The organism is Stenotrophomonas sp. FR024, from assembly GCF_047500745.2.
Classification (GTDB): domain Bacteria; phylum Pseudomonadota; class Gammaproteobacteria; order Xanthomonadales; family Xanthomonadaceae; genus Stenotrophomonas; species Stenotrophomonas maltophilia_A.
The window spans coordinates 125,365-146,419 of sequence record NZ_JAXAXM020000001.1 but is presented as its reverse complement, the minus strand read 5'-3'; the positions used below and the strand labels follow the sequence as shown (position 1 = coordinate 146,419).

14 protein-coding genes are annotated in these 21,055 nt (G+C 66.8%); 6 read left to right on the top strand and 8 right to left on the bottom strand.

Annotated features, from left to right (window positions below; all coding sequences use genetic code 11):
• Positions 1-53: 53 nt before the first annotated feature.
• From ACMZ91_RS00640 to ACMZ91_RS00625, 4 genes are all read right to left on the bottom strand, one after another.
• The gene (locus tag ACMZ91_RS00640; RefSeq protein WP_414576690.1) at positions 54-2,246 is read right to left on the bottom strand and encodes a TonB-dependent siderophore receptor; all 2,193 of its coding nucleotides are present in this window, start codon (positions 2,244-2,246) and stop codon (positions 54-56) included.
• Positions 2,247-2,514: 268 nt separating this feature from the next.
• Entirely contained in the window at positions 2,515-4,215 is a 1,701-nt protein-coding gene (gene mqo, locus ACMZ91_RS00635; protein WP_032127613.1) for a malate dehydrogenase (quinone), read from the bottom strand.
• A gap of 228 nt (positions 4,216-4,443) precedes the next feature.
• Complete coding sequence (locus ACMZ91_RS00630; protein WP_414576693.1) at positions 4,444-4,890, bottom strand: GNAT family N-acetyltransferase; 447 nt, start codon at positions 4,888-4,890, stop codon at positions 4,444-4,446.
• Between the two features lie 182 nt (positions 4,891-5,072).
• Positions 5,073-5,978, bottom strand: coding sequence for a LysR family transcriptional regulator ArgP (locus ACMZ91_RS00625; RefSeq protein WP_010483397.1), 906 nt, complete (start codon positions 5,976-5,978; stop codon positions 5,073-5,075).
• A gap of 138 nt (positions 5,979-6,116) precedes the next feature.
• Here ACMZ91_RS00625 and ACMZ91_RS00620 point away from each other — a divergent pair, with 138 nt between their 5' ends.
• Positions 6,117-6,752 (top strand): LysE/ArgO family amino acid transporter, encoded by a 636-nt coding sequence (locus ACMZ91_RS00620; RefSeq protein WP_414576695.1) that lies wholly within the window; start codon positions 6,117-6,119, stop codon positions 6,750-6,752.
• Between the two features lie 167 nt (positions 6,753-6,919).
• Entirely contained in the window at positions 6,920-8,902 is a 1,983-nt protein-coding gene (locus tag ACMZ91_RS00615; RefSeq protein ID WP_197655882.1) for an alpha/beta hydrolase family protein, read from the top strand.
• Between the two features lie 58 nt (positions 8,903-8,960).
• Here ACMZ91_RS00615 and ACMZ91_RS00610 read toward each other — a convergent pair whose 3' ends face one another.
• Together ACMZ91_RS00610 and ACMZ91_RS00605 are read right to left on the bottom strand one after the other, a co-directional pair.
• The gene (locus ACMZ91_RS00610) at positions 8,961-10,715 is read right to left on the bottom strand and encodes a peptide MFS transporter (RefSeq protein ID WP_032127610.1); all 1,755 of its coding nucleotides are present in this window, start codon (positions 10,713-10,715) and stop codon (positions 8,961-8,963) included.
• 79 nt (positions 10,716-10,794) lie between these two features.
• A complete protein-coding gene (locus ACMZ91_RS00605; protein WP_197655883.1) occupies positions 10,795-11,943 on the bottom strand; it encodes an acetyltransferase domain-containing protein in 1,149 nt (382 codons plus the stop codon).
• Between the two features lie 200 nt (positions 11,944-12,143).
• Between ACMZ91_RS00605 and ACMZ91_RS00600 the strand changes: the two genes are divergently transcribed.
• Both ACMZ91_RS00600 and ACMZ91_RS00595 read left to right on the top strand, forming a co-directional pair.
• Positions 12,144-14,108: an OPT family oligopeptide transporter gene (locus tag ACMZ91_RS00600; protein ID WP_032127608.1), complete on the top strand. Its 1,965-nt coding sequence runs from the start codon at positions 12,144-12,146 to the stop codon at positions 14,106-14,108.
• A gap of 447 nt (positions 14,109-14,555) precedes the next feature.
• Entirely contained in the window at positions 14,556-16,265 is a 1,710-nt protein-coding gene (locus ACMZ91_RS00595; protein ID WP_414576710.1) for a sensor domain-containing diguanylate cyclase, read from the top strand.
• A gap of 77 nt (positions 16,266-16,342) precedes the next feature.
• Here the strand turns inward: ACMZ91_RS00595 and ACMZ91_RS00590 are convergent, their stop codons facing one another.
• Positions 16,343-18,286 (bottom strand): MacB family efflux pump subunit, encoded by a 1,944-nt coding sequence (locus ACMZ91_RS00590; RefSeq protein WP_414576712.1) that lies wholly within the window; start codon positions 18,284-18,286, stop codon positions 16,343-16,345.
• A 2-nt stretch (positions 18,287-18,288) separates the two neighbouring features.
• On the bottom strand, positions 18,289-19,470 hold the full coding sequence (locus ACMZ91_RS00585; RefSeq protein ID WP_049461169.1) for an efflux RND transporter periplasmic adaptor subunit: 1,182 nt from the start codon (positions 19,468-19,470) through the stop codon (positions 18,289-18,291).
• 236 nt (positions 19,471-19,706) lie between these two features.
• On the opposite strand from ACMZ91_RS00585, the gene ACMZ91_RS00580 reads away from it, so the two are divergent.
• The gene (locus ACMZ91_RS00580; RefSeq protein WP_414576714.1) at positions 19,707-20,273 is read left to right on the top strand and encodes a hypothetical protein; all 567 of its coding nucleotides are present in this window, start codon (positions 19,707-19,709) and stop codon (positions 20,271-20,273) included.
• Positions 20,274-20,337: 64 nt separating this feature from the next.
• A complete protein-coding gene (locus ACMZ91_RS00575; protein ID WP_134951758.1) occupies positions 20,338-21,054 on the top strand; it encodes a response regulator in 717 nt (238 codons plus the stop codon).
• Position 21,055 lies beyond the last annotated feature (1 nt).

Genomic DNA, 21,055 nt, shown 5'->3' with positions numbered 1-21,055 from the left:
ATCGATGCATCGCTTGGAGCCGGCCAGCGGCCGGCACTACCGTTTCTGGTGGCTCAGAACTTCCAGCGCAGGCTGGCCGACACGAAGCGCGGTTCGCCGTAGTTGTTGTAGTCCAGATTCGCCCAGTAGGTCTTGTCCAGTGCGTTGCGCACGCTCAGGGTTGCCGTCCAGTTGTCGCTGATGCGGTAGTTGGCGTTGAACTGGACCAGCATGTAGGCCGGCTGGTTCACCGTCACTGTGCCGCCCAGCGGGTAGGCGATGTTGTAGCCCTGCACCTTGCTCTGCCACTGCACGCCACCGCCGATGCTCAGGCGCTCCAGCGCGCCACGCAACTGCAGCTGCGTGTTGAGCTGCAGCAGGTCCTTGGGCGGGTTGGCGTACAGCAGATCGGTGGCGGCGCGGGTGACCTTGACGTGGGTATAGCCGGCATTGACCGTCCAGCCCGGCAGGATCTCGCCGTTGACGTCCATCTCCCAGCCGCGCGCCTTGGTGCCGTTGATCCCGATGTAGGCGGAGGTGCCATCGCTCAGCGAACCGTCCGGCACGCTCATGTCACGCACCGCGTAGTTGTCCTGCTTGGCCTCGAACACCGCGGCATTGGCAGTCAGGCGGCCATCGAGCCACTGCGTCTTGATGCCCGCTTCCAGGTTCGAGCCCTGTACTGGCGCCAGCAGGTTCTCGTTGCGGTCCTTGAAGTTCTGCGGGTTGAAGATCTCGGTGTAGCTGGCGTACGCCGAGACGTTCGGCGTGATGTCGTAGACCAGGCCCACGTACGGGGTGACTTCATCACTCACCTTGTATGCACCGCTGGTGCCGGTGTAGGCGCCTGCGGCGTTGTAGGAGCGGCTGAGGGTTTCCCAGCGGCTCAGGCGTGCGCCGGCAATCAGCGACAGCGGATCGGCCAGGCGCAGGCGGGTGGCCAGATAGACGCCACTCTGTGTGGTCTTGGCCACGCGGCGCGCGCCGGTACGGCGGTAGGTGACCTCGGAGATGTCGCCGTTCCAGCTGTACACGTTGGGAATGTAGTAGCAGCGTTCGCCGCCGCAGCGTGCCCAATCGTTCGGGAAGTTCAGCGCCAGGGTGTTGGTGGTGCCTTCCAGGTCCGACCACTGTGCGCCGAGGGTCACATCGTGGTCGCGGCCGAACAGATCGAAGCTGCCGGTCAGGTAAGCATCGACATTGCGCCGGGTGTCCTTCGAATCACCGGCGGCCGCGCGCAGGAAGATGCCCGAGCCGGTCACCGGGTCCGGGTTGCCGGTGCCGTACAGGCGCACATTCTGCACGTTGCCGCGGGTGTAGGCGGTGTTGATCTTCAGCAGCCAGTTGTCGCCGAAGCGCTGTTCCAGGTTGGCGAAGGCAGTGTTGCTCTCGCGCTTCCAGTAGCTCCACTTCGGCGACAGGTTGGTCGAGCGCGGCAGGTGCGCGAAATTGCCCTGGTTGTCGAAGAACGGCACGGTGCCCCAGGTCGAGCCGGTCGGATTGTTGTCCTGGCTCTGGTAACCGAGAGTGATCGTGGTGCTGTCGGTGACGTCGCCTTCCAGCACCGCCATGCCGGCCATCTTGTTCTCGTCGTAGCGGTCGTAATACAGGCCACGATCGGTATAGGCGGCGACCACGCGGCTGCGGAAACGGCCGTCATCGGTCAGCGGCGCGGTCACGTCCGCCTCCATGCGCCGATAGTCCCAGCTGCCGGCGCTGACCGCGAACGAGGCATCGAACTCCTTGCCCGGCCGCTTGCGCAGCAGATTCACCGTGGCCGACGGCACGCCGGCGCCGCTGAGCAGGCCGTTGGCACCGCGGATCACTTCGATGCGGTCGTAGAAGGCGGTGTCGTATTCCTGGTTGGTGGAACCGCTGTAGGTCGGGATGCCGTCGACCTGGAAGTCAGTGATGGCGAAGCCGCGTGCGTAGTACAGCGGGCGCTGGGTGTCATAGAAGGACACGCTGACGCCGGTGACGTTGCGCATCACGTCGTTGATGCTGAACAGCGATTCGTCCTGCAGGCGCTTCAGGCTGATCGCAGTGGCCGACTGCGGGGTTTCCTGCAGTGTGATCGGCAGGCGGGTGGTGCTGGATGGCGGAGCGGACTGCTCGGCACGGACGCTGACCCGGTCCAGGGTCTTGGCATCGGATGCATCGGCGGCGGCCTCGGCAAACGCCGGAGACGCGACCAGCGCGAGCGAAGAGAGCAGGGCAGCCGGCAGCAGCGCACGGCGGGGCAGGCGGTTACGGAACGTCAGGGACATGGTGGGTTCGAAGCTCGGAGACGGGAAGGGGGCGGCAACAGTCGTCCAGCACCCGGGGCGGCGGCTTCGGGCACATCAGGTCCATCTGGGAGGGGCGCGGTCACTGCGCAGGGTGCAAATGTAAATAATTCTTAACAACATTACAATTCGCGTCATTGTGCATAGGATTCCCGGCGCCGGGCATCGCTTTCTGCAGCAGGGAGCGGCCCAAACGCGAACGGCCACCCGAAGGTGGCCGTCCGTGTCTGCTGCAGGGAATCTGCCAGGCTTACAGCGCCTGCAGTTCCTCGTTGGCGTTGCGCTTTTCCTTGGCTGGTGCCGGAACGGCTGCCGGCACTACCGCCGGGGCCGGAGCCGCCGCATTGGCGTCCACCGGCACCTCCAGGTACGGCAGGCGCAGGGTCTGACTGGTCAGCGTGCGGATCTCGTTGACCAGCGCGGCGTTGTCGTTGAGCTTGCGCCCGTACGACGGCACGATCTCGCGCAGGCGGGTTTCCCAGCCGGCCTTCATCTGGTCCGGGAAGGCCTTGGCCATCAGGTCCAGCATGATCGGCGGCGAGGTCGATGCACCCGGCGAGGCACCGAGCAGGGCGGCGATGGTGTGGTCCTTGTCGGTCACGATCTCGGTACCGAACTGCAGCACCGGGCCCTTCAGCGGATCACGCTTGATGATCTGCACGCGCTGGCCGGCGGTGACCAGCTTCCAGTCGCCCGGCTTGGCATTGGGGAAGTACTTGACCAGTTCGGCCTGGCGATCAGCATCGTTCAGGCGTGCCTGGGCCATCAGGTACTGCACCAGGTCCAGGTTGTCCTTGCCCACTTCCAGCATCGGGCCAACGTTGTTGTGGGTGACCGAGGAGTACAGGTCCCACCACGAGCCGTGCTTGAGGAACTTGGTGCTGTACAGCGCGAACGGCCCGAACAGGACCACCGGCTTGCCGTCCAGCTTGCGCGCATCCAGGTGCGGCACCGACATCGGCGGCGAACCGGTTTCGGCCATGCCGTAGGCCTTCACACCGTGGCGCGAGGTCACGTCCTGGCCCTGGAAGGCGAGGAACTGGCCACCGACCGGGAAGCCGGCGTAGTCCTTCGATTCCGGAATGCCGGACATCTGCAGCAGCTTCAGCGCGGCGCCACCGGCACCGATGAACACGAAGCGGGCGTGGGTGGTGGACTCGGTTCCGGCCTTGAGGTCCTTTACCGTCACGTTCCAGCTCTTGTCAGCGTTCTGCCGCAGTGCGCTCACTTCGTGGTTCAGGTGCAGGCTGAAGTTCGGGCTGCGCTGCAGGCCGGTGGTCAGCTGGCGGGTGATCACTCCGAAGTTGACGTCGGTGCCCAGCGGCATCCAGGTCGCGGCGACCTTCTGCTTCGGGTCACGGCCTTCCATCAGCAGCGGTGCCCACTGCTTGATCTGTGCCGGATCCTCGGAGTACTGCATGCCGTAGAACAGCGGATTCTTCACCAGGGCCTGCTGGCGCTTGTGCAGGTAGGCGATGTTGTCATCGCCCCAGACGAAGCTCATGTGCGGGGTCGGGTTGATGAAGTCGCTGGGCTGGCTCAGGCGGCCTTCCTTCACCTGGTGCGACCAGAACTGGCGCGAGACCTCGAACGATTCGGCGATGCCGACCGCGCGCTTGGTCTCGATGCTGCCGTCGGGCAGTTCGGGGGTGTAGTTCAGTTCGGCGAAGGCCGAGTGGCCCGTGCCGGCGTTGTTCCAGCCGTCGGAGCTTTCACCGGCGACGCCGTCGAGGCGTTCGTAGACCTGGATGTTCCAGTCCGGCTGCAGTTCCTGCAGGTAGGTGGCCAGGGTGATGCTCATGATGCCGGCGCCGACCAGCACAACGTCGACGGGCTTGTCGTTGCTGGCGGCGGGCACCGAGCGCTGGGTCAGCGGCCAGTACAGGAACAGCGCGGCGGCCAGCAACAGCAGCACGAGCAGGGCGAGCAGGGCCTTGCCAAATTTCTTCATGGGGGCGGGATCGTTGGCGGAGGGGAAGGGGTCAGGATGCGCGTGGGGCAGGGAAAGGGCGTGAAGAAACAACGCCTTGCGCCATCCATCCGCGATTCTAACCGGATCCGGTCCGTTTTTGATGCAACGCAGCATCCGACGTTTCGCGGCCCCGTCACGTGAGCGGCGGGCCCAAGCCTGGCGATCGTAGCCCCAGTAGCGCCAGGCCATGCCTGGCGACGCCTTCAATCAGACCAGCTCCAGAATCTCGTCACCGGCCTCATCGATCTCGCCGGTCGGACGCCAGCCCAGGCGGCGGTAGAAGCCGTGCGAGCGCGAACGCGGGTCGGCCGAGCAGGCCAGGAACAGGCGCCGGTGGCCCGCATCGCGGGTCAGGCTGACCACTTCCTGCAGCAGCTGCCGACCGACGCCACGGCCTTCGTAGTCCGGCAGCAGGGCCAGCACCAGCACCTCGCCGCTGTCGCGGTCGGCGAAGCAGTAGCCGGCCATGCGTTCGCCTTCCCAGGCAACGCGGCCGATCGAATCGCCCTGGGCGATGCCGGCCGCCCAGCTTTCCGGCGTGATGCCCAGCTCCGCCAACTGCGCGGCACTGAAGGCGTTCTCGCGGGTGCGCCCGCGCAGGTCGATGCAGGCGGCGGCATCTTCGGGGCGCGCATCGCGGACGAATACAGGCATGCAGGGCATCCTTGCAGTGATCGGCCGACCAGTATCCGCATCACGCATGGACCCGGTGTGGAGACTTCGTGGAGATTGGATGGAGCAAAAAGGGGACGGAGGGGATTAAGTCGTCTTTGCCCAGAATGTCGTTTGGGCCTTAAACGACTTAATCCCCTCCGTCCCCTTTTTGCGGCGCTGCCTCAGCGCTTGCGCCGCACCAGCGCTGAGGAGGCATCCAGCACGGCGCGGGTCAGCAGGGCCATGGTCTGGACGTCACCCTTCCAGTGCTGCCAGTACAGCGGCACGTCCTCCCACGCGCGCTGGCGTACGTAGACCAGGCGGCCGGCGTCCAGGTGCCGTTTGACCAGCGGCAATGGGTTCATGGTCCAGCCCATGCCGCCCAGATTGGCCTGCACGAAGGCGCGGGTGGAGGGAATCCACCAGGTCGGCGCGGTGCTGGGCAGGTCGTCGCCGGCCATGCGCCGGGCAAAGCGCGACTGCATTTCGTCCTTGCGGTTGAACACCAGCACCGGCGCCTGCGCCAGCGCCTGCGCGGTCACGCCCTTGGCAAAATGGCGTTCGCGGAATTCGGGGGTACAGGTGGCGGCGTAACGGATGCTGCCCAGCGCGTGGATCTGGCAGCCCTGCACCGGCTCGTCCAGCGTGGTCACCGCACCCAGCACCGTGCCCTGGCGCAGCAGTTCGACGGTGTGGTCCTGGTCCTCCACGCGCAGGTCCAGGGTGGTGCCGGTGCTCTGTGCGAACTGCGAGGCGGCCTGCGGGAACCAGGTTTCCAGGCTGTCGTGGTTCACCGCCACCGGAATGCTGGCCTGCGGCAGGTCCTCATCGGCCAGGCCCATCCGGTGCAGGGCGTCGTGCTCGAGCAGGGCGGTCTGCTCGGCCAGCTGCACCAGCACCTGGCCCTCGGCGGTGGCGGTGGCCGGGGTGCCGCGCTTGACCAGCAGGCGACCGACCCGGTCCTCCAGTGCCTTGACCCGCTGCGAGATGGCCGAGGGCGTGACATTCAGCGACTGCGCGGCGCGGTCGAAGCTGCCTTCGCGGATCACTGCGGCGAGGGCGCGCAGCTGGGCATGGTCGATACGCATCGAATTAAGTTCCGCTAATGTTGGTTTAGGAAGTTTAGCTCGTCTTTTTCATGTTGCGGCGCGACAATGGCGCCCGTTCCGGTGCTGTCCGCCTTCGCGAGGCACCGTCCCCCCAAGCAAGCAAAGGCACTGAATCCCATGTTCTCGGTCATCTCCGCCAGCACCGGCCTCGGTGCCTGGTTCTCTGGTGCAGCTACCGGCATCGGCCTGTTCGCCGTGGTCGGGGCCCAGAGCGCCTTCATTCTGCGCCAGGGCATCCTGCGCAAGCACATCGTGCCGGTGGTTGCCACCTGTGCGGCCATCGATGCGATCTTCATCTTTGCCAGCGTGGCCGGCCTGCGCACGCTCACTTCGGCGCTGCCGTGGCTGACCACCGCCGTGCTGTGGACCGGCGTCGCGTTCCTGGCCTGGTACGCCATGAAGTCGGCACGCCGTGCGATTGCCGGTGGCGGCGGCATGGGCGAGGCTGACAGCGACGACGGCAGCCCCCGCGCGGTGCTGATGGCCGCGGTCGGCTTCTCGCTGATCAACCCGCACTTCTGGCTGGACATGATGGTGATCGGCTCGATCGCCGAGAACTTCGGCAACGCCCGCATGGCCTTCGCCGCCGGTGTGGTGACTGCCAGCTGCCTGTGGCTGACCGCGCAGGGCCTGGGCGCACGCCTGCTGGCGCCGCTGTTCACCAAGCCCAGTACCTGGCGCGTGCTCGACGGCACCATCGCCGTGATCCTCAGCATCCTGGCCCTTACGTTGGCGGTGCGCGGGGTCCACTGACCCGGCGCACGCCCCCCGAACCCACGTCCTGACTCTCTCTCCAAGGTAGTGGTAACGACGGCACCGGCAACGGTGCCGTCGTTTTTTCTGCCGATGTGGCGCGGCAAACGGTCACGTGCCTAGAATCGTGCATCCGGACAGGGTGTCCGGTTTTCCATGGGGGAAGGATGCGCAGGATTGTGCTGGCTGTACTGTTGGGCGCGGTTGTGGGTGGGGCATCGGCCGCAACGCTGGACCTGGATCGCTATCTGCGGCAGGAGTCGTTTACCGACATCAAGATTTCACCAGGGGGCGAGTACATCGCCGCGACGGTTCCGCTGGAGGCGGGAACCGCATTGGCGATCTACCGCATTGCCGACATGAAGATGGTCGGCAGCTTCCGCCCGCCCCGCAACGATCACGCGCACACCTTCGACTGGGTCAGCAACGAGCGGCTGCTGGTGGGCATGGCACAGAAGTTGGGCGTGCTGGACCGGCCGACGCCGACCGGTGAACTGTTCGGTATCAATGCCAACGGCAAGGGCGGCGAGCTGCTGGTGGGGTACCGGGTTGCCGACCAGAGCCTGGGCACCAACATCAAGGTCAAGCCGGCAGGCCTGGTGGCCGCCTACCTCAGTGATGAGCTCAAGGACGATGACCGCAACGCGCTGGTGACGGTGATCCCGCTGGTCGGCAGTTCGCATGCGCAGGTCGAGCGCATGGACGTGATCACCGGTCGCCGCAACGCCGTGGCGCGCGCTCCCATTCCCGATGCGGACTTCACGACCGATGAGCAGGGCGAGGTGCGTTTCGCACGCGCTGTCGTTACCGATGGCACGCAGAAGCTCTACTACCGCACGGGCAGCAACAGCGACTGGGTCCTGCTCAATGATGAATCCCTGAGCAAGCGCATCGAGGCGCCGCTCGGCTTCTCGGCCGATGGTCGCCTGGCGTACCTGCAGGTCGAGCAGGCAGATGGACCTGATGCCATTGTCAGCTGGGACCCCCAGAGCAATGAACGACGCACCGTGCTGCGCGATGGGAGTGCCGACCCGGCGCGCATCATCCGGCGCCCCGGCAGCCGCGTGCCAGTCGGGGCCCTGTTCCTTGGCAGTGCGCCGCGAACGGCATTCTTCGATGACGCCTCGGACGACGCTCGCCTGTACCGCAGCCTCGAAGCCGGCCTGGGCGGAGCGGTCTACATCACCTCCAGCACGCGCGATGGCAAGACGGTGCTGGTGGAAACCTGGTCAGGCAGCAATCCGGGCGATTTCTATCTCTATGACACGGTTGGCAAGAGTGCACGGCACCTGATCAGCCGCAGTGACTGGATCGACCCCGCGCTGGCGGCGGAGGTGCGTCCGATCAGCCTGACGGCCCGTGATGGGCGTCCGCTGCATGGCTTCCTTACCGTCCCGCATGGCCGCGAGGCCCGTGCGCTGCCGATGGTGGTGGTGCCGCACGGAGGTCCGATCGGTGTTGCCGACCAGGGCGCCTATGACACCGAGACACAGATGCTGGCGGCGGCAGGTTACGCGGTACTGCAGGTGAATTTCCGCGGCTCTTCCGGCTATGGCCGGGCCCACATGCAGGCCGCGCGAAAGCAATGGGGGCTGTCGATGCAGGATGACGTCACCGATGCCACGCGCTGGGCGATCGAACAGGGCGTGGCCGACAAGAACCGCATCTGTATCTATGGGGCCAGTTACGGTGCCTATGCGGCGATGATGGGGGCGGTGCGCGAACCGGGCCTGTACCAGTGCGCGGCCGGCTATGTCGGCATCTACGACCTGCCGTTGATGTACGCCCGCGGAGACATCCAGAGCGATGAGTCAGGCCTGGCCTACCTGCGGAACTGGCTGGGATCGCCCAAGGATCTTGCAGAGCGTTCCCCGGTGAATCTGGCCGCGCAGGTGCGGGTGCCGGTATTCCTGGCCGCGGGTGGCCAGGATCAACGTGCGCCGATCGTGCACAGCGAACGCATGGAAGCTGCGTTGAAGAAGGCCGGCACGCCGGTGGAAACCCTGTACGTCAAGAATGAAGGGCATGGTTTCTATTCCCCTGCCAACCAACGTGCGTACTACAGCAGGTTGCTGGCCTTCCTCTCGCGCAGCCTGGGCGGCCAGGTGGCCGGGCAGGCCGCACCTGCGGAGAAGAGCAGCGCGCCCTGAACAAGCCGGGGGCGGCGGATGATCGATCCGCCGCCCCCGGAGTTCGCCTGCATCAGGCTTACTTGACCCCGTGCATCATCTTCTTCAGCAGCGGCGCGGCGATGAAGGCGGCCAGCGCACAGCCCAGGCCGATCCACATCAGCAGCCAGAACAGGTGCGCATAGGCGCCGGCAGCGGCCACCATGTCCAGCGATTCGCCCTCCGGCACCTCGATCGCGGCCAGCTTGCCGAACAGCGCGGCCAGCGTTTCCGAGAATGCGGTGGCCAGGAACCAGGTGCCCATCATCAGGCTCATCACCCGCGGCACGGCCAGCTGGGTCACTGCCGACAGGCCGACCGGCGACAGGCACATCTCACCGCTGGCCAGCAGGAAGTAGGCCAGCACCAGCCACCACACGCTGGCCATCTCGCCGGTGGCGCCGACCTGCTGTGCGGCCAATGCCAGCGGCACGAACGACAGCGCGCCGATCACCAGGCCCCAGGCCGATTTGACCGGCTTGCCCGGTTCCCAGCCGCGGCGGTCCATCCACGTCCACAGTGCGGCGAAGGCCGGCGCCAGCAGCACCAGGAACAGGCCGCCGAGGTAGGTCAGCGAGCCGGCGGTCTGCGGAATCACCAGGCAGTCGCGCACCAGCAGCACCAGCATCAGCACGACGATGGCGGCGAAGAACGTTCGCGGCGCAGATGAGCCCGGACGGCGCTCGGACAGCCGCGCGCTGACCACGAAGCCCAGCGGCGCCAGCAGCAGCGAGATGATCGACCACGGCAGCGGGGTACCGCCGGTGATCACCAGCGAGGGCACGATGTCCTTGGTCAGCAGGCGGTCGGTGAAGGTCACCCAGGAGCCATACGACTGCTCGTACATCGTGAAGAACACCAGTGCCATGAAGATCAACACCATCAGCGCGACCATCTGCTGGCGCTGCACCGGCGTGCACTTGCTGCCGGTGAACCAGGCGAACCAGACCAGCACGCCGCCCAGCACCACCAGCATCAGCATCAGTGCCAGGCTGATTTCACCGCCCAGCGCGAACGCGCCGTTGCCGGCCGCCCACATCAGCCACGCCACCGGCAATACACCGAGCATCGCGCACAGATAGATGAGCCATTCGCGCGGCAGGCCCAGCACCTTCTGCTTCAGCGCGGCCGGCTGCGGCGGCTCGGCGTGGCCCTGCAGGTACTTCTGGCCCCACAGGAACATCGCCAGGCCGGCCAGCATGCCGATGCCGGCCGCACCGAAACCGTACTTCCAGCCATAGGCCTCGCCGAGGAAGCCGCACACCAGCGACGAGAACAGCGCGCCGAGGTTGATGCCGGCGTAGAACAGCGAGAAGCCCGAATCACGGCGCGGATCGTCCTTGGCGTACAGCTTGCCGACGATGGTGGAGATGTTCGGCTTGAGGAAGCCGACGCCCATGATGATCAGCGCCAGCGACAGGTAGGTCACCGCCAGTGCCGAGGTGTCGCGCACCACTTCGCCGTTGACCCGATAGGCGGCGTGGCCCTCGAAGGCCATGCCGAGGTGGCCGAGCACCAGCAGGATGCCGCCGAACAGCACCGCCCGGCGCATGCCCAGCCAGCGGTCGGCCAGCATGCCGCCGAACACCGGGATGCAGTACACCAGGCCGCCATAGGCACCGAGCAGGTCCAGGCCGGCCTTGTCGCCGAACAGGTGGTACTTGGTCAGGTACAGCAGCAGCAGCGCCTTCATGCCATAGAAGGAGAAGCGCTCCCACATTTCGGTGAAGAAGCAGACGTAGACGCCCTTGGGATGGCCCAGGAAATCGTCGGAAGCGATAGCGGTGGAATTCATCGCGGAATTATAGGCCTGTGGCCCGATCCGCTTTCAGTAGATCCACGCCATGCGTGGATTGCCGGACTGGCCTGGGCGATCACAGGTACCGCAGCCACGCCAGATCGCGCCTTCGTGCCTTGAACCGCGCGAACGCCCGTGTCGGCGGGTACAGCACCACCGCCAGCGCACAGGCCACCAGCAGCAGGCCGGCCACCGAATCCAGTGCGTACAGATCACCGTGTGTCGGCCCCCAGATCGCCAGCGCGGCCAGGTACAGCCCCTTCAGCACATACAGGTGCAGCAGGTAGAAGAACATCGGCGCGGCGCCGACATCGGCCAGCGGGCGCAGCGCACGCGCCAGTGGCGGCCATTCGTACAGGCGCAGCAGCAACAATCCCACGCCCAGCGTCAACAGCAGGAACTGCAGCGACGGCGGGTACTTGGTGATGTTGAACACGCTCATCCAGGTGCGCAGCGTGCTGGTCTGGTACTGCCACGGTGCATCCCCGTACTGGTTGGCGAACCGCAGCAGGGCGAACAGGGCCAGCGCGCCGACGCCTGCGCACAGCAGCCAGCGCTGGCGTTGCGCCGGGTCGCGGTCGCGGGCGAACCACGGCCCCATCAGGTAGCCCAGCGCGATTACCCCGATCCACGGCAGCACCGGGTAGGAAGTGCGCAGGCGCAGCGCGCCGGTCTCGATCCAGTCGCGCTGGTGCAGCACTTTCCACAGCATCGCCAGCAGACCGTGGCCTTCCACTCGCACGCCGTCCAACAGGTTGTGCCCGGCCACCAGCGCGACTGCCAGCACCAGCAGGGCCGGGCGCGGCAGCCACAGCAGGCCGGCCAGCGCGATCATGCTCAGGCCGATGGCCCAGATCACCTGCAGGTACAACGTGTCCGGCGGCAACTGGAAGGTCCAGGCGAAGTTCACCAGGGTCAGTTCCAGCACGACCAGGAACAGCCCGCGCTTGAGCAGGAACGTGGCGGTGGCCCGGCGCGGATCCGCCTGGCGCTGGCCGTACAACCAGGCCGACAGCCCGGTCAACAGGACGAACACGGGCGCACACAGGTGGGCCAGCAGACGGCAGGCGAACAGCGCAGGGGAGACCGTCGATGCGTCCATCGGGTCGCTTACCTGATGCTGCAGGAAGAAGGTCTCGCGCACGTGGTCCAGCAACATCAACAGCATCACGGTGCCGCGCAGCTGGTCGATGGAGGCCAGGCGAGGGGAGGGGGAAGGGGGCATGCGATGCAGTAACAGCAAGGTAGCATTAAGATATAACATATCATTTGCTCCGCGCCCAGCCGGACTTTGCCGGGTCGGTCGATTGCCGGTCCACGTACGGGCCCATTGCGCTGCAGCACACGCCCCCATCCTTTGGCACGCTGGACTTGATCTGCCCTGAACGCTAGCGTGGCAGGGATTTTTTGCCAGCAGGGGCTTCCATGAACCACGACGCTGCGCCCAAGCAGCTCACCTTCCGCGCAGTGGCCCTGGCCATCGTGCTGGCGGTGGTGCTGTCGGCCGCAAACGCCTACCTCGGTCTGTTCGCAGGCCTGACCATCGCCACCGCCATTCCCGCCGCGGTGATTTCCATGGGCGTGCTGCGCCTGCTGGGCGGTGGCTCCATCCTTGAAAACAACATCGTGCAGACCGGCGCCTCGGCCGGTTCGTCGATCGCCGCCGGTGTGATCTTCACCATCCCGGCGCTGGTGATCATGGGCTACTGGCCGGACTTCAAGTACTGGTGGGTGCTGGGCATCGCCGGCCTCGGTGGCCTGCTGGGCGTGCTGTTCTCGGTGCCGCTGCGCCGTTCGATGATCGTTGAAGACCCGCTTCCGTTCCCGGAAGGCAAGGCCGCGGCCGAAGTGCTCAAGGCCGGTGAGAACCCGGGCCCGGGCCTGAAGATCCTCGGCCTGTCGGCAGTCATCGGTGCCTTCGTCAAGCTGGCCGCGGAAAGCGGCATGCGCCTGATTCCCGACGCCTGGGCCACCTCGGCCTACGTCGGCAGCTCCAAGGTCACCGCCTTCATCGGTACCAACCTGTCGCCGGCACTGCTGGGCGTGGGCTACATCGTCGGCCTCAACGTCGGCATCGTGGTCGTGTCCGGCTCGATCCTGACCTGGCACATCGCCATTCCGATCTACCAGGCGTTCTTCATGAACACCGATCCGGCACTGGCCGCGTCGGTCGCCACGGCATCCTCCACCGAAGCGGCGTTCGCCATCTGGGGCGCGAAGATGCGCTACCTGGGTGTCGGCGCAATGCTGATCGGTGGCATCTGGACCCTGATCTCGCTGCGCAAGTCGCTGCTCAATGGCGTCAAGAGCGGCTTTGCCGCCGCCCGCAAGAGCGGTGGCCCGGTGCTGGCGCACACCGAGCGCGACCTGCCGATGAAGTGGATGCTGGTGGCCCTGGTGGTCTTCGTGCTGCCGCTGCTGGCCCTGTACCAGGCCATCGTGGGCCAGTGGCACGTGTCGATCCCCATGACCATCATCATGATCGTTGCCGGCTTCCTGTTCGTGTCGGTCTCGGCCTACCTGGCCGGCTTGATCGGTTCGTCCAACAACCCGGTGTCGGGCATCACCATCTCCACCATCCTGTTCGCCTCGGCCGTGCTGGTGGTGCTGTTGGGCGCCGATGGCCTCAAGCCGGTCGGTGCCGGCGGTGCGCCGCTGGGCGCGGTGGCGGCGATCATGATCGGCGCGGTGGTGTGCTGCGCCGCAGCGGTTGGCGGTGACAACCTGCAGGACCTCAAGGCCGGCTATATCGTAGGTGCCACCCCGTGGAAGCAGCAGCTGATGCTGGGCATCGGTGCCTTCTCGTGCGCGCTGATCATGGCCCCGGTGCTGAACCTGCTGGCCACCGCCTACGGCATCGGCGTGAAGTCCGAGCTGCACCCGAACGCGCTGGCTGCGCCGCAGGCCAACCTGATGGCCTCGGTGGCCAAGGGCCTGTTCGGTGGCGAACTGCCCTGGACCTTCATCGGCATCGGTGCCGTGGTCGGTGCCGCCATCATTGCCTTCGACAGCTGGCTGAAGTCGCGCAACGCACGCTTCCGCGTGCCGGTGCTGGCCGCCGCCATCGGCATCTACCTGCCGCTGGAGCTGATGGTGCCGATCTTCCTCGGCGGCCTGATCGCCCACCTGGTCGAGCGCTTCCACAAGGTGCGCGCCGATGACGAAGAAGGCCGCGACCGCGTGCACAAGCCGGGTGTGCTGTTCGCTGCGGGCCTGATCACCGGTGAGGCACTGATGGGCATCGCCATCGCGATTCCGATCGTGGTCAGCAGCCGCGCCGACGTGCTGGCCGTGCCGTTCCACCTGCCGGGCGCGCAGTGGATCGGCCTGGCCGTGCTGTTCCTGGTGGGCTGGCTGATCTACCGCACCGGCAAGTACACCAAGGCGTAAGGGACGGGTAGTGCCGGCCGCTGGCCGGCAATCCCGGAATCCCGTGATACCCCTGGTTGCCGGCCAGCGGCCGGCACTACCCAGCCTATGCGGCCCACCATTGCGGCTGCTGGCGGAACGCCCCGTGATGCGTGCGTTGCGCGTTGCGTCGCCTGCCGGCCAATCGACCGGTAGTGCCGGCCGCTGGCCGGCATCTGCAATGATCCGGATGTCATGAGGTTGCCGGCCAGCGGCCGGCACTACCCCGTCGTTACCCCGTCGTTCGACACGCGCTGCATGTCCGCGACCGCCGTCACGTTTTGGCTCGACCCACGTGCGGCCCACCGAAACGCTGATGCCAACGCGTCACACCGGCATCACCCGACGCTGGCGATACATAACGCGGTACGCACTAGCGTAGTGCCCGACAGCCGAAGCCGCCCTTGCCACCCCGCCCTGAAAAGTGCCATGGACGAAGCCGAACGACTGCTTGAACTCGACCGCCTGCACCTGCTCGACACGCCACCAGAGCCTGTTTTCGATGCGATCGTCGCCGCCGCGCGTGCCGCAACCGGCATGACCATGGCTCTGATTTCAGTTGTTGCCGACGAGCGCCAGTGGTTCAAGGCCAACATCGGGCTGGAAGGTGTCAGCGAAACCGCGCGCGAGATTTCATTCTGCACCCATGCCATACAGCAGGACACGCTGTTCGAGATTCCGGACGCGCGCCAGGACCCGCGCTTCGCCAGCAATCCACTGGTCACCGGCGGCCCGCGCATCCGCCACTACGCGGGGATCTCGCTGGGCTCGGCGCATGGCGCGCGCATGGGAACGCTGTGCCTGCTCGACCCGATGCCGGGCGTTCTGTCTCCCTCCCAGCGCGAATTGATGGTGCATCTGGCCCGGGTCACCACTCAGGTGCTGGAGCAGCGCAGCACGCTGATGGCCCAGGTCGGCCAGGCCAAGGCCCTGCATCGTGAGCTGAAGCGCAGCGAGGACTTCCTGGAGCGCACCAACCGCGCGGCCCGGGTGGGTGGCTGGGAAATGGACCTGGTCAGCAACGAGGTCCGCTGGACCCGCGAAACCAAGCAGATCCACGGCGTGCGCAGCAACTTCGAACCGACGCTCGAAACTGCGCTCTCGTTCTATCGCGAGGACAGCCGAAACATCATCCGCACGGCGGTGCAGCGTTGCATCGATGAAGGCACGTCGTGGGAGGTGCAGCTGCCGATGACCACCGCCGACGGACGAGCCATCTGGACCCGCGTGGTTGGAGGCCGGCAGCAGGTCGATGGCCGGCCGCGGCTGGTCGGGGCCATACAGGACATCACCGAGGAGCGCGCCGCGCTGGATGCACTGGAAGCCAGCGAAACCCGCTACCGGCGGCTGTTCCACTACAGCCTTGGCCTGATCTGCACCCACACGCTGGAGGGCGTGCTGACCTCGGTGAACCCAGCGGCCGTGCAGTCACTGGGCTTCGATGAGAGCTACATGATCGGGCGCAGCTTGTGCGACCTGATGCCGCCGGAGAAGCGGGCCGCGTTCAAGGCGTATCTGGAACGCATCGCAGTCAACCACACCGATGCCGGCGTCATCGAGCTGATCGCCGCCGATGGTACCCGGCATTTCTGGGCGTATCACAACGTGCTCGACAACGAGGCCACCCCACCCTACGTGCTCGGCCATGCGCAGGACGTCACTGCACTGCGGATGCAGGAACAGCAGTTGCGCGAGATGTCCTTCAAGGATCCCCTCACCCAGAGCTACAACCGCCGCTTCCTGCCCCGCCTGGACGAACTGATCGACCAGCCTTGGGCCTGCCTGATGTTCGATCTGGATCATTTCAAGCAGATCAACGACACCCAGGGCCATGCACGGGGTGACACGGTGCTGGTCGAGTTCGCCGCCTTCCTGCGCGCTCCACTGGGGTCAATGGAAAGCGTAGTGCGTATGGGTGGCGACGAGTTCATGGTGGTGCTGACTGCACCGGAACCGGGACGGCTGGCCGCGCTGGAGCAGTGGTATGCGCAGCATGCCGGGCAGTCACCCACGCCCTTCTCGCTGGGCGCGACCCATCATGCACCCGGCGAGACGGTGGCCGACACCCTGCAGCGCGCCGACAGCCGTCTGTATCGCGAGCGTGCACGCGTGCGCACGCATCCGCGCCCCTCATCCTGAGGCTGCTCCTGTGGAGCCAAAGGCAACGGCTCCTGCCGTTGCCTTCGGCTCCACAAATGCCCGCACCGGGCCTGCGCCTACTCCGCTGCCAGCGCCTGGATCGGATCCAGCTGCGCCGCGCTGCGCGCCGGGAAGTAGCCGAAGCCAAGCCCGATCGCAGACGAGCATGCCAGCGCGGCAAGCACCGGGCCCGCCGTGAACAGAAACGGCACACCCAGCGACAGCAGGCTGGACAGCGCACCCACGCCGAACGCGAACAGCACCCCCAGCACGCCACCGAACAGGCAGATCAGCACGGCCTCGATCAGGAACTGGCGCAGGATGTCGCCCTGCCGCGCGCCCACCGCCAGCCGCACGCCGATCTCGCGCACGCGCTCCTTCACCGAGACCAGCATGATGTTCATCACCCCCACCCCGCCAACCACCAGCGCCACGGCGGCAATGGCGGAGACCAGCGCGGCCATGGTCTGGCTGGACTTCATCACCGCCTTGCGGATCTGGTCGGCGTTGTAGATGAAGAAGTCACGACGGCCATGCAACCGCTCCAGCTCGGCCCCCAGCGAGGCTTCGGCGGCGTTGGTGGGTACGTTGTCGCGCACGCGCACCGTGATGCTCTCCAGGCGCTCGCTGCCCAGCAGCCGCGAGGCCGCCGAGGTATACGGCACGTAGACCGTCGGGGTTGCACCGCCAGCGAACGCATTGGCCCCGACCACACCGATCACCTCCACCGGCATGCCGCCCAGCAGCACCGTGCTGCCGATCGGGCTGCCGCTGAACAGCGCTTTGGCCGCCTTCTGGTCGACCACGCCCACGGCACGGTGCGCATCCACTTCGGCGTCGGTGAAGAAGCGGCCGGCCTTCAACCGCAGCCCACGCACGCGCGGCATGTCGGCGCCTACGCCCAGCACCTGGGTGTTGGCACGCCGATTGCCTTGCAGCGCCGCCACCGATCCGCTCAGGTTCGGGCTCACGCTGTCCACGTAACTCAGCGCCGCAAGATGGTCCGCATCGCCCACCACCAGGGTCTCGATCTCCGCCGAGCGCGGGTCACCGAAATCCGAGCCTGGGAAGATCTCCAGCGTACTGGCGCCCAGTTCGTTTATCTGTGATTCAACCTGCGCCTGTGCACCCTTGCCCAGCGCAACCACGGTCACCACGGCCGCTACGCCGATGATGATCCCGAGCATGGTCAGCAGCGTGCGCAGGCGATGGGCCAGCATCGAGCGCACGGCCATCCGCGCGGCTTCGCGAATCGCATCCATGCGTGCGCGGCGCTCGGTGACCGGTGACACGCCGCGTTCGGTCCCGGGTGTTTCAGCCACAGCACGCGATCCCCGCTCGCCGCGGTCGGTCACCACCCGGCCGTCGGCGATCTCGATCACCCGCGCCGCGTTGGCGGCAATCGCCGCATCGTGTGTCACCAGGATCACCGTGTGGCCCTGTGCATGCAGGCGCTTCAGCTCGGCCATCACCTGCTGGCCACTGGCGTAATCGAGCGCGCCGGTGGGTTCATCGGCCAGCACGATCGCGCCGCCGTTCATCAGCGAACGGGCAATGGACACGCGCTGCTGCTGGCCGCCGGACAGCTGGCTCGGCCGGTTCGCCATGCGTTCGCCCAGCCCCAGCGTTTCCAGCAGCGTGCGTGCACGGGCAGTGCGCACGTCCGCCTCCACGCCGGCATAGACTGCCGGCAGCGCCACGTTCTCGGTGGCACTCAGGTTCTCCATCAGGTTGTAGCGCTGGAAGATGAAGCCGAAATGCTCGCGGCGCAGGCGTGCCAGCGCGTCCGGCGCCATCTGCTCGGTGGCCTCGCCGTTCACCCGATAGCTGCCGTCGGTCGGCCGGTCCAGGCAGCCAAGGATGTTCATCAGCGTGGACTTGCCCGAGCCCGAGGGGCCGATGATGGCGATGAACTCGCCGGCATCGATGCGCAGCGAAACGTCCTTCAGCACCACCACCTCGCCGGCGGCGGAGCGATAGGCGCGCGATACGCCATGCAGTTCCAGCAGTGCGTCGGCCATGCTCACATCCCCAACAGGCTGGCGGCTTCCGGCTCAGCGCCGCTGGGCGCCTGGCCGACCACGACGTTCTCACCCTCGCGCAGGCCGGACAGGATCTGCACGGCGGTGGCGGTGCGCAGGCCGGTCGTCACCGCACGCTGCTGGGGGCGGCCCTTGGCATCGACCACACGCACGGTGCCGCGGTTGCCGTCCTTGTCATTCGACTCAACCAGCGCCGTCAATGGCACCTGCAGCGCGTTGGCAACCCGTGCCAGCTCCAGGGTCACCTTCACCGTCATCGAGGGCTTCAGCTTCAGGCCGGGATTGGCCACGTCGAACAGGCCGGCGTAGTACACCGCCTTCGGCGTCTGCGCAGAGCCACCCGCATTGCCGGTGGCGACGTCGGCAATCGAGGACGGCGCCGGTTCCAGCTGCTGCAGGTGGGATTCATAGCGGCGGCCGCTCTGCCCCAATGTCGAGAACCACAGCGGTTGTCCCGGCGCCACCAGCTCGACGTCGGCCTCGGCGATCTCGGCGCGCACGGTCATCGTATCCATCTGCGCCAGCATCACGATGGTCGGGGTGGTCTGCATCGAGTTCAACGTCTGCCCGGCCTTGGTGACGATGGCCACGATGTAACCGTCGCTGGGCGAAACAATGCGGGTATAGCCCAGGTTGATCCGTGCGGTTTCGACCTGGGTCACGGCCTGGTCGATCTGCGCCTGCAGCGCGGCCACCTCTGAGCGTGCCGCATCGCGCGCCACGCGTGCGGCTTCGAAACCTTCCTGTGACACCAGGCGCGACGCCACCAGCTGCGACTGCCGCTGGTAAGCACGGCTGGCCTGCGCATAGCGGGCCTGGCTGGCGGCATGCTGGGCGCGCAGCGTGTTGGTGGCCGCCTCGGCACTGCGCAGCGCGATACGCTGCGGCTGCGAATCGACCTCGGCGATCAGGTCACCGGCCTGTACGCGCTGGCCCAGCACCACATGCAGGCGCTTGACCTGGCCGGACACCTGCGCACCCACCGCCACCAGCTCCTTGGGATGGACCCGGCCGACCGCCTGTACGGTCTTCTCCAGATCCGCCACCCTTGCCGGTGCGGTGATCAGCGCGGCATCATCGCCGCCGGCAAACGCCCACCATCCAGCGCCGGCGGCCAATGTGGCCACCGTAGCGGCAATGATCCAGGTCCTGCGGTTGCTCATCGAAACGCCCGGCTGCGTGCAGTCGCCCAGTGCGACCGCCGAAACCGCAGTCTGGAAGCCGCCGATGGACGTTTCTTGGAGCCACTGTGGAGATTGCATGGAGGCGCGGCAGCCGTTCAGGCACCAGCCCCGCGCCTGAATGCTGCGGCCTGCGTCCACGCAATCTCGACACAATCTCGACCGAGTCTCCATCAACGGTCGCTAGCCTCGTCGGCCTCGCCGACTGCCCGCCTGCCGTGTCCCTTTCCCATCCAGACCTGCCACCCATCGATGTGCGCCGTGCCTACCTGGCGTGGTGTGCGCCTTCGCCGTGGTTGATTGCACTGGTGCTGGCATCGACCAGCACATGGATGTGGGTCGCGCCGTATCCGGTACTGCCATTGCTGGCCGGCTTCGGCGCCGCCGCGCTGGTGGGGTTCCGCAGTGATGGGCCCGGCCGCACCCGCCGCACCGGATCCCTCGCATCGCTCGCGCTGATCGGCCTGGCGGTCTGGGCGACAACGCACCCGGCGGCCAACGTCACCCTGCATCTGCTGCTTGCCCTCGCCACCGCCGTGGTCGCCGCCCTGCTGGCAGTGCGCCTGCGCACCATCGTGGGCATGGCCGCGCGGCTGCAGGCCCGGGTGAACGCCACCCCCATGGCCTCGCGCTGGAGCACGCTGCCGGCGGCGCTGTCCACTCTCATGCTGCAGCAGCTGCGCGGCGCGGGTGCGCTGGAACCCAGCCTGCAGCGCACGCTGGTGCTGGCCACCCTGGCCTGGGCTGCCAACGAAGAGGCGCAGGCCATGGAACGCCGACGATGAGCCTGCCCCTGATCCCGCCCCTGTCCCGCCCCTGCCCGCCCTGGCCTCGAACCCGCAGCACGCAATGAAACACGACTTCCGTACCCGACCGGCCCCCTTGGTGCTGATTGCCGAAGATGAGGGCGAAATCGCCGACATCCTCGGCGCCTACCTGGCCCGTTCCGGCCTGCGCAGCGCACGCGCCGCCGACGGCGAGGCGGCGCTCGCCAGCCATCGCCAGCTGCGCCCGGACCTGGTACTGCTGGATGTGCAGATGCCCAAACTGGACGGCTGGCAGGTACTGAGCGAACTGCGGCGGCGCGGCAACACCCCGGTGATCATGCTCACCGCGCTCGACCAGGACGTGGACAAGCTGACCGGCCTGCGCGTCGGCGCCGACGACTACGTGGCCAAACCGTTCAATCCCGCTGAGATCGTTGCGCGCATCCAGGCCGTGCTGCGCCGCAGTGCCCGCGCCGTCGTCGAAGAACCCAACGGATTGATCCGGCAGGGGCCGTTCGAGATCGACCTGCGCAGCCACGAAGTGACGGTGCGCATCGCGGAGCAGGTGCATGCCCTGAACTTCACGCTTACCGAGTTCCGCCTGCTGGTGCATATGGCGCGCGCGCCGCGCCAGGTGCATGCGCGCGTGGACCTGCTGCACGCCTGCCTGCCCGAAGGTGATGCGCAGGAACGTACCGTCGACAGCCATGTCAGCAAACTGCGGCGCAAGCTTGAAGAGGTGGGCGTGATCGGCATTCCCGCCACCATCCGCGGCGTTGGCTACCGTTTCCTGGACTGAA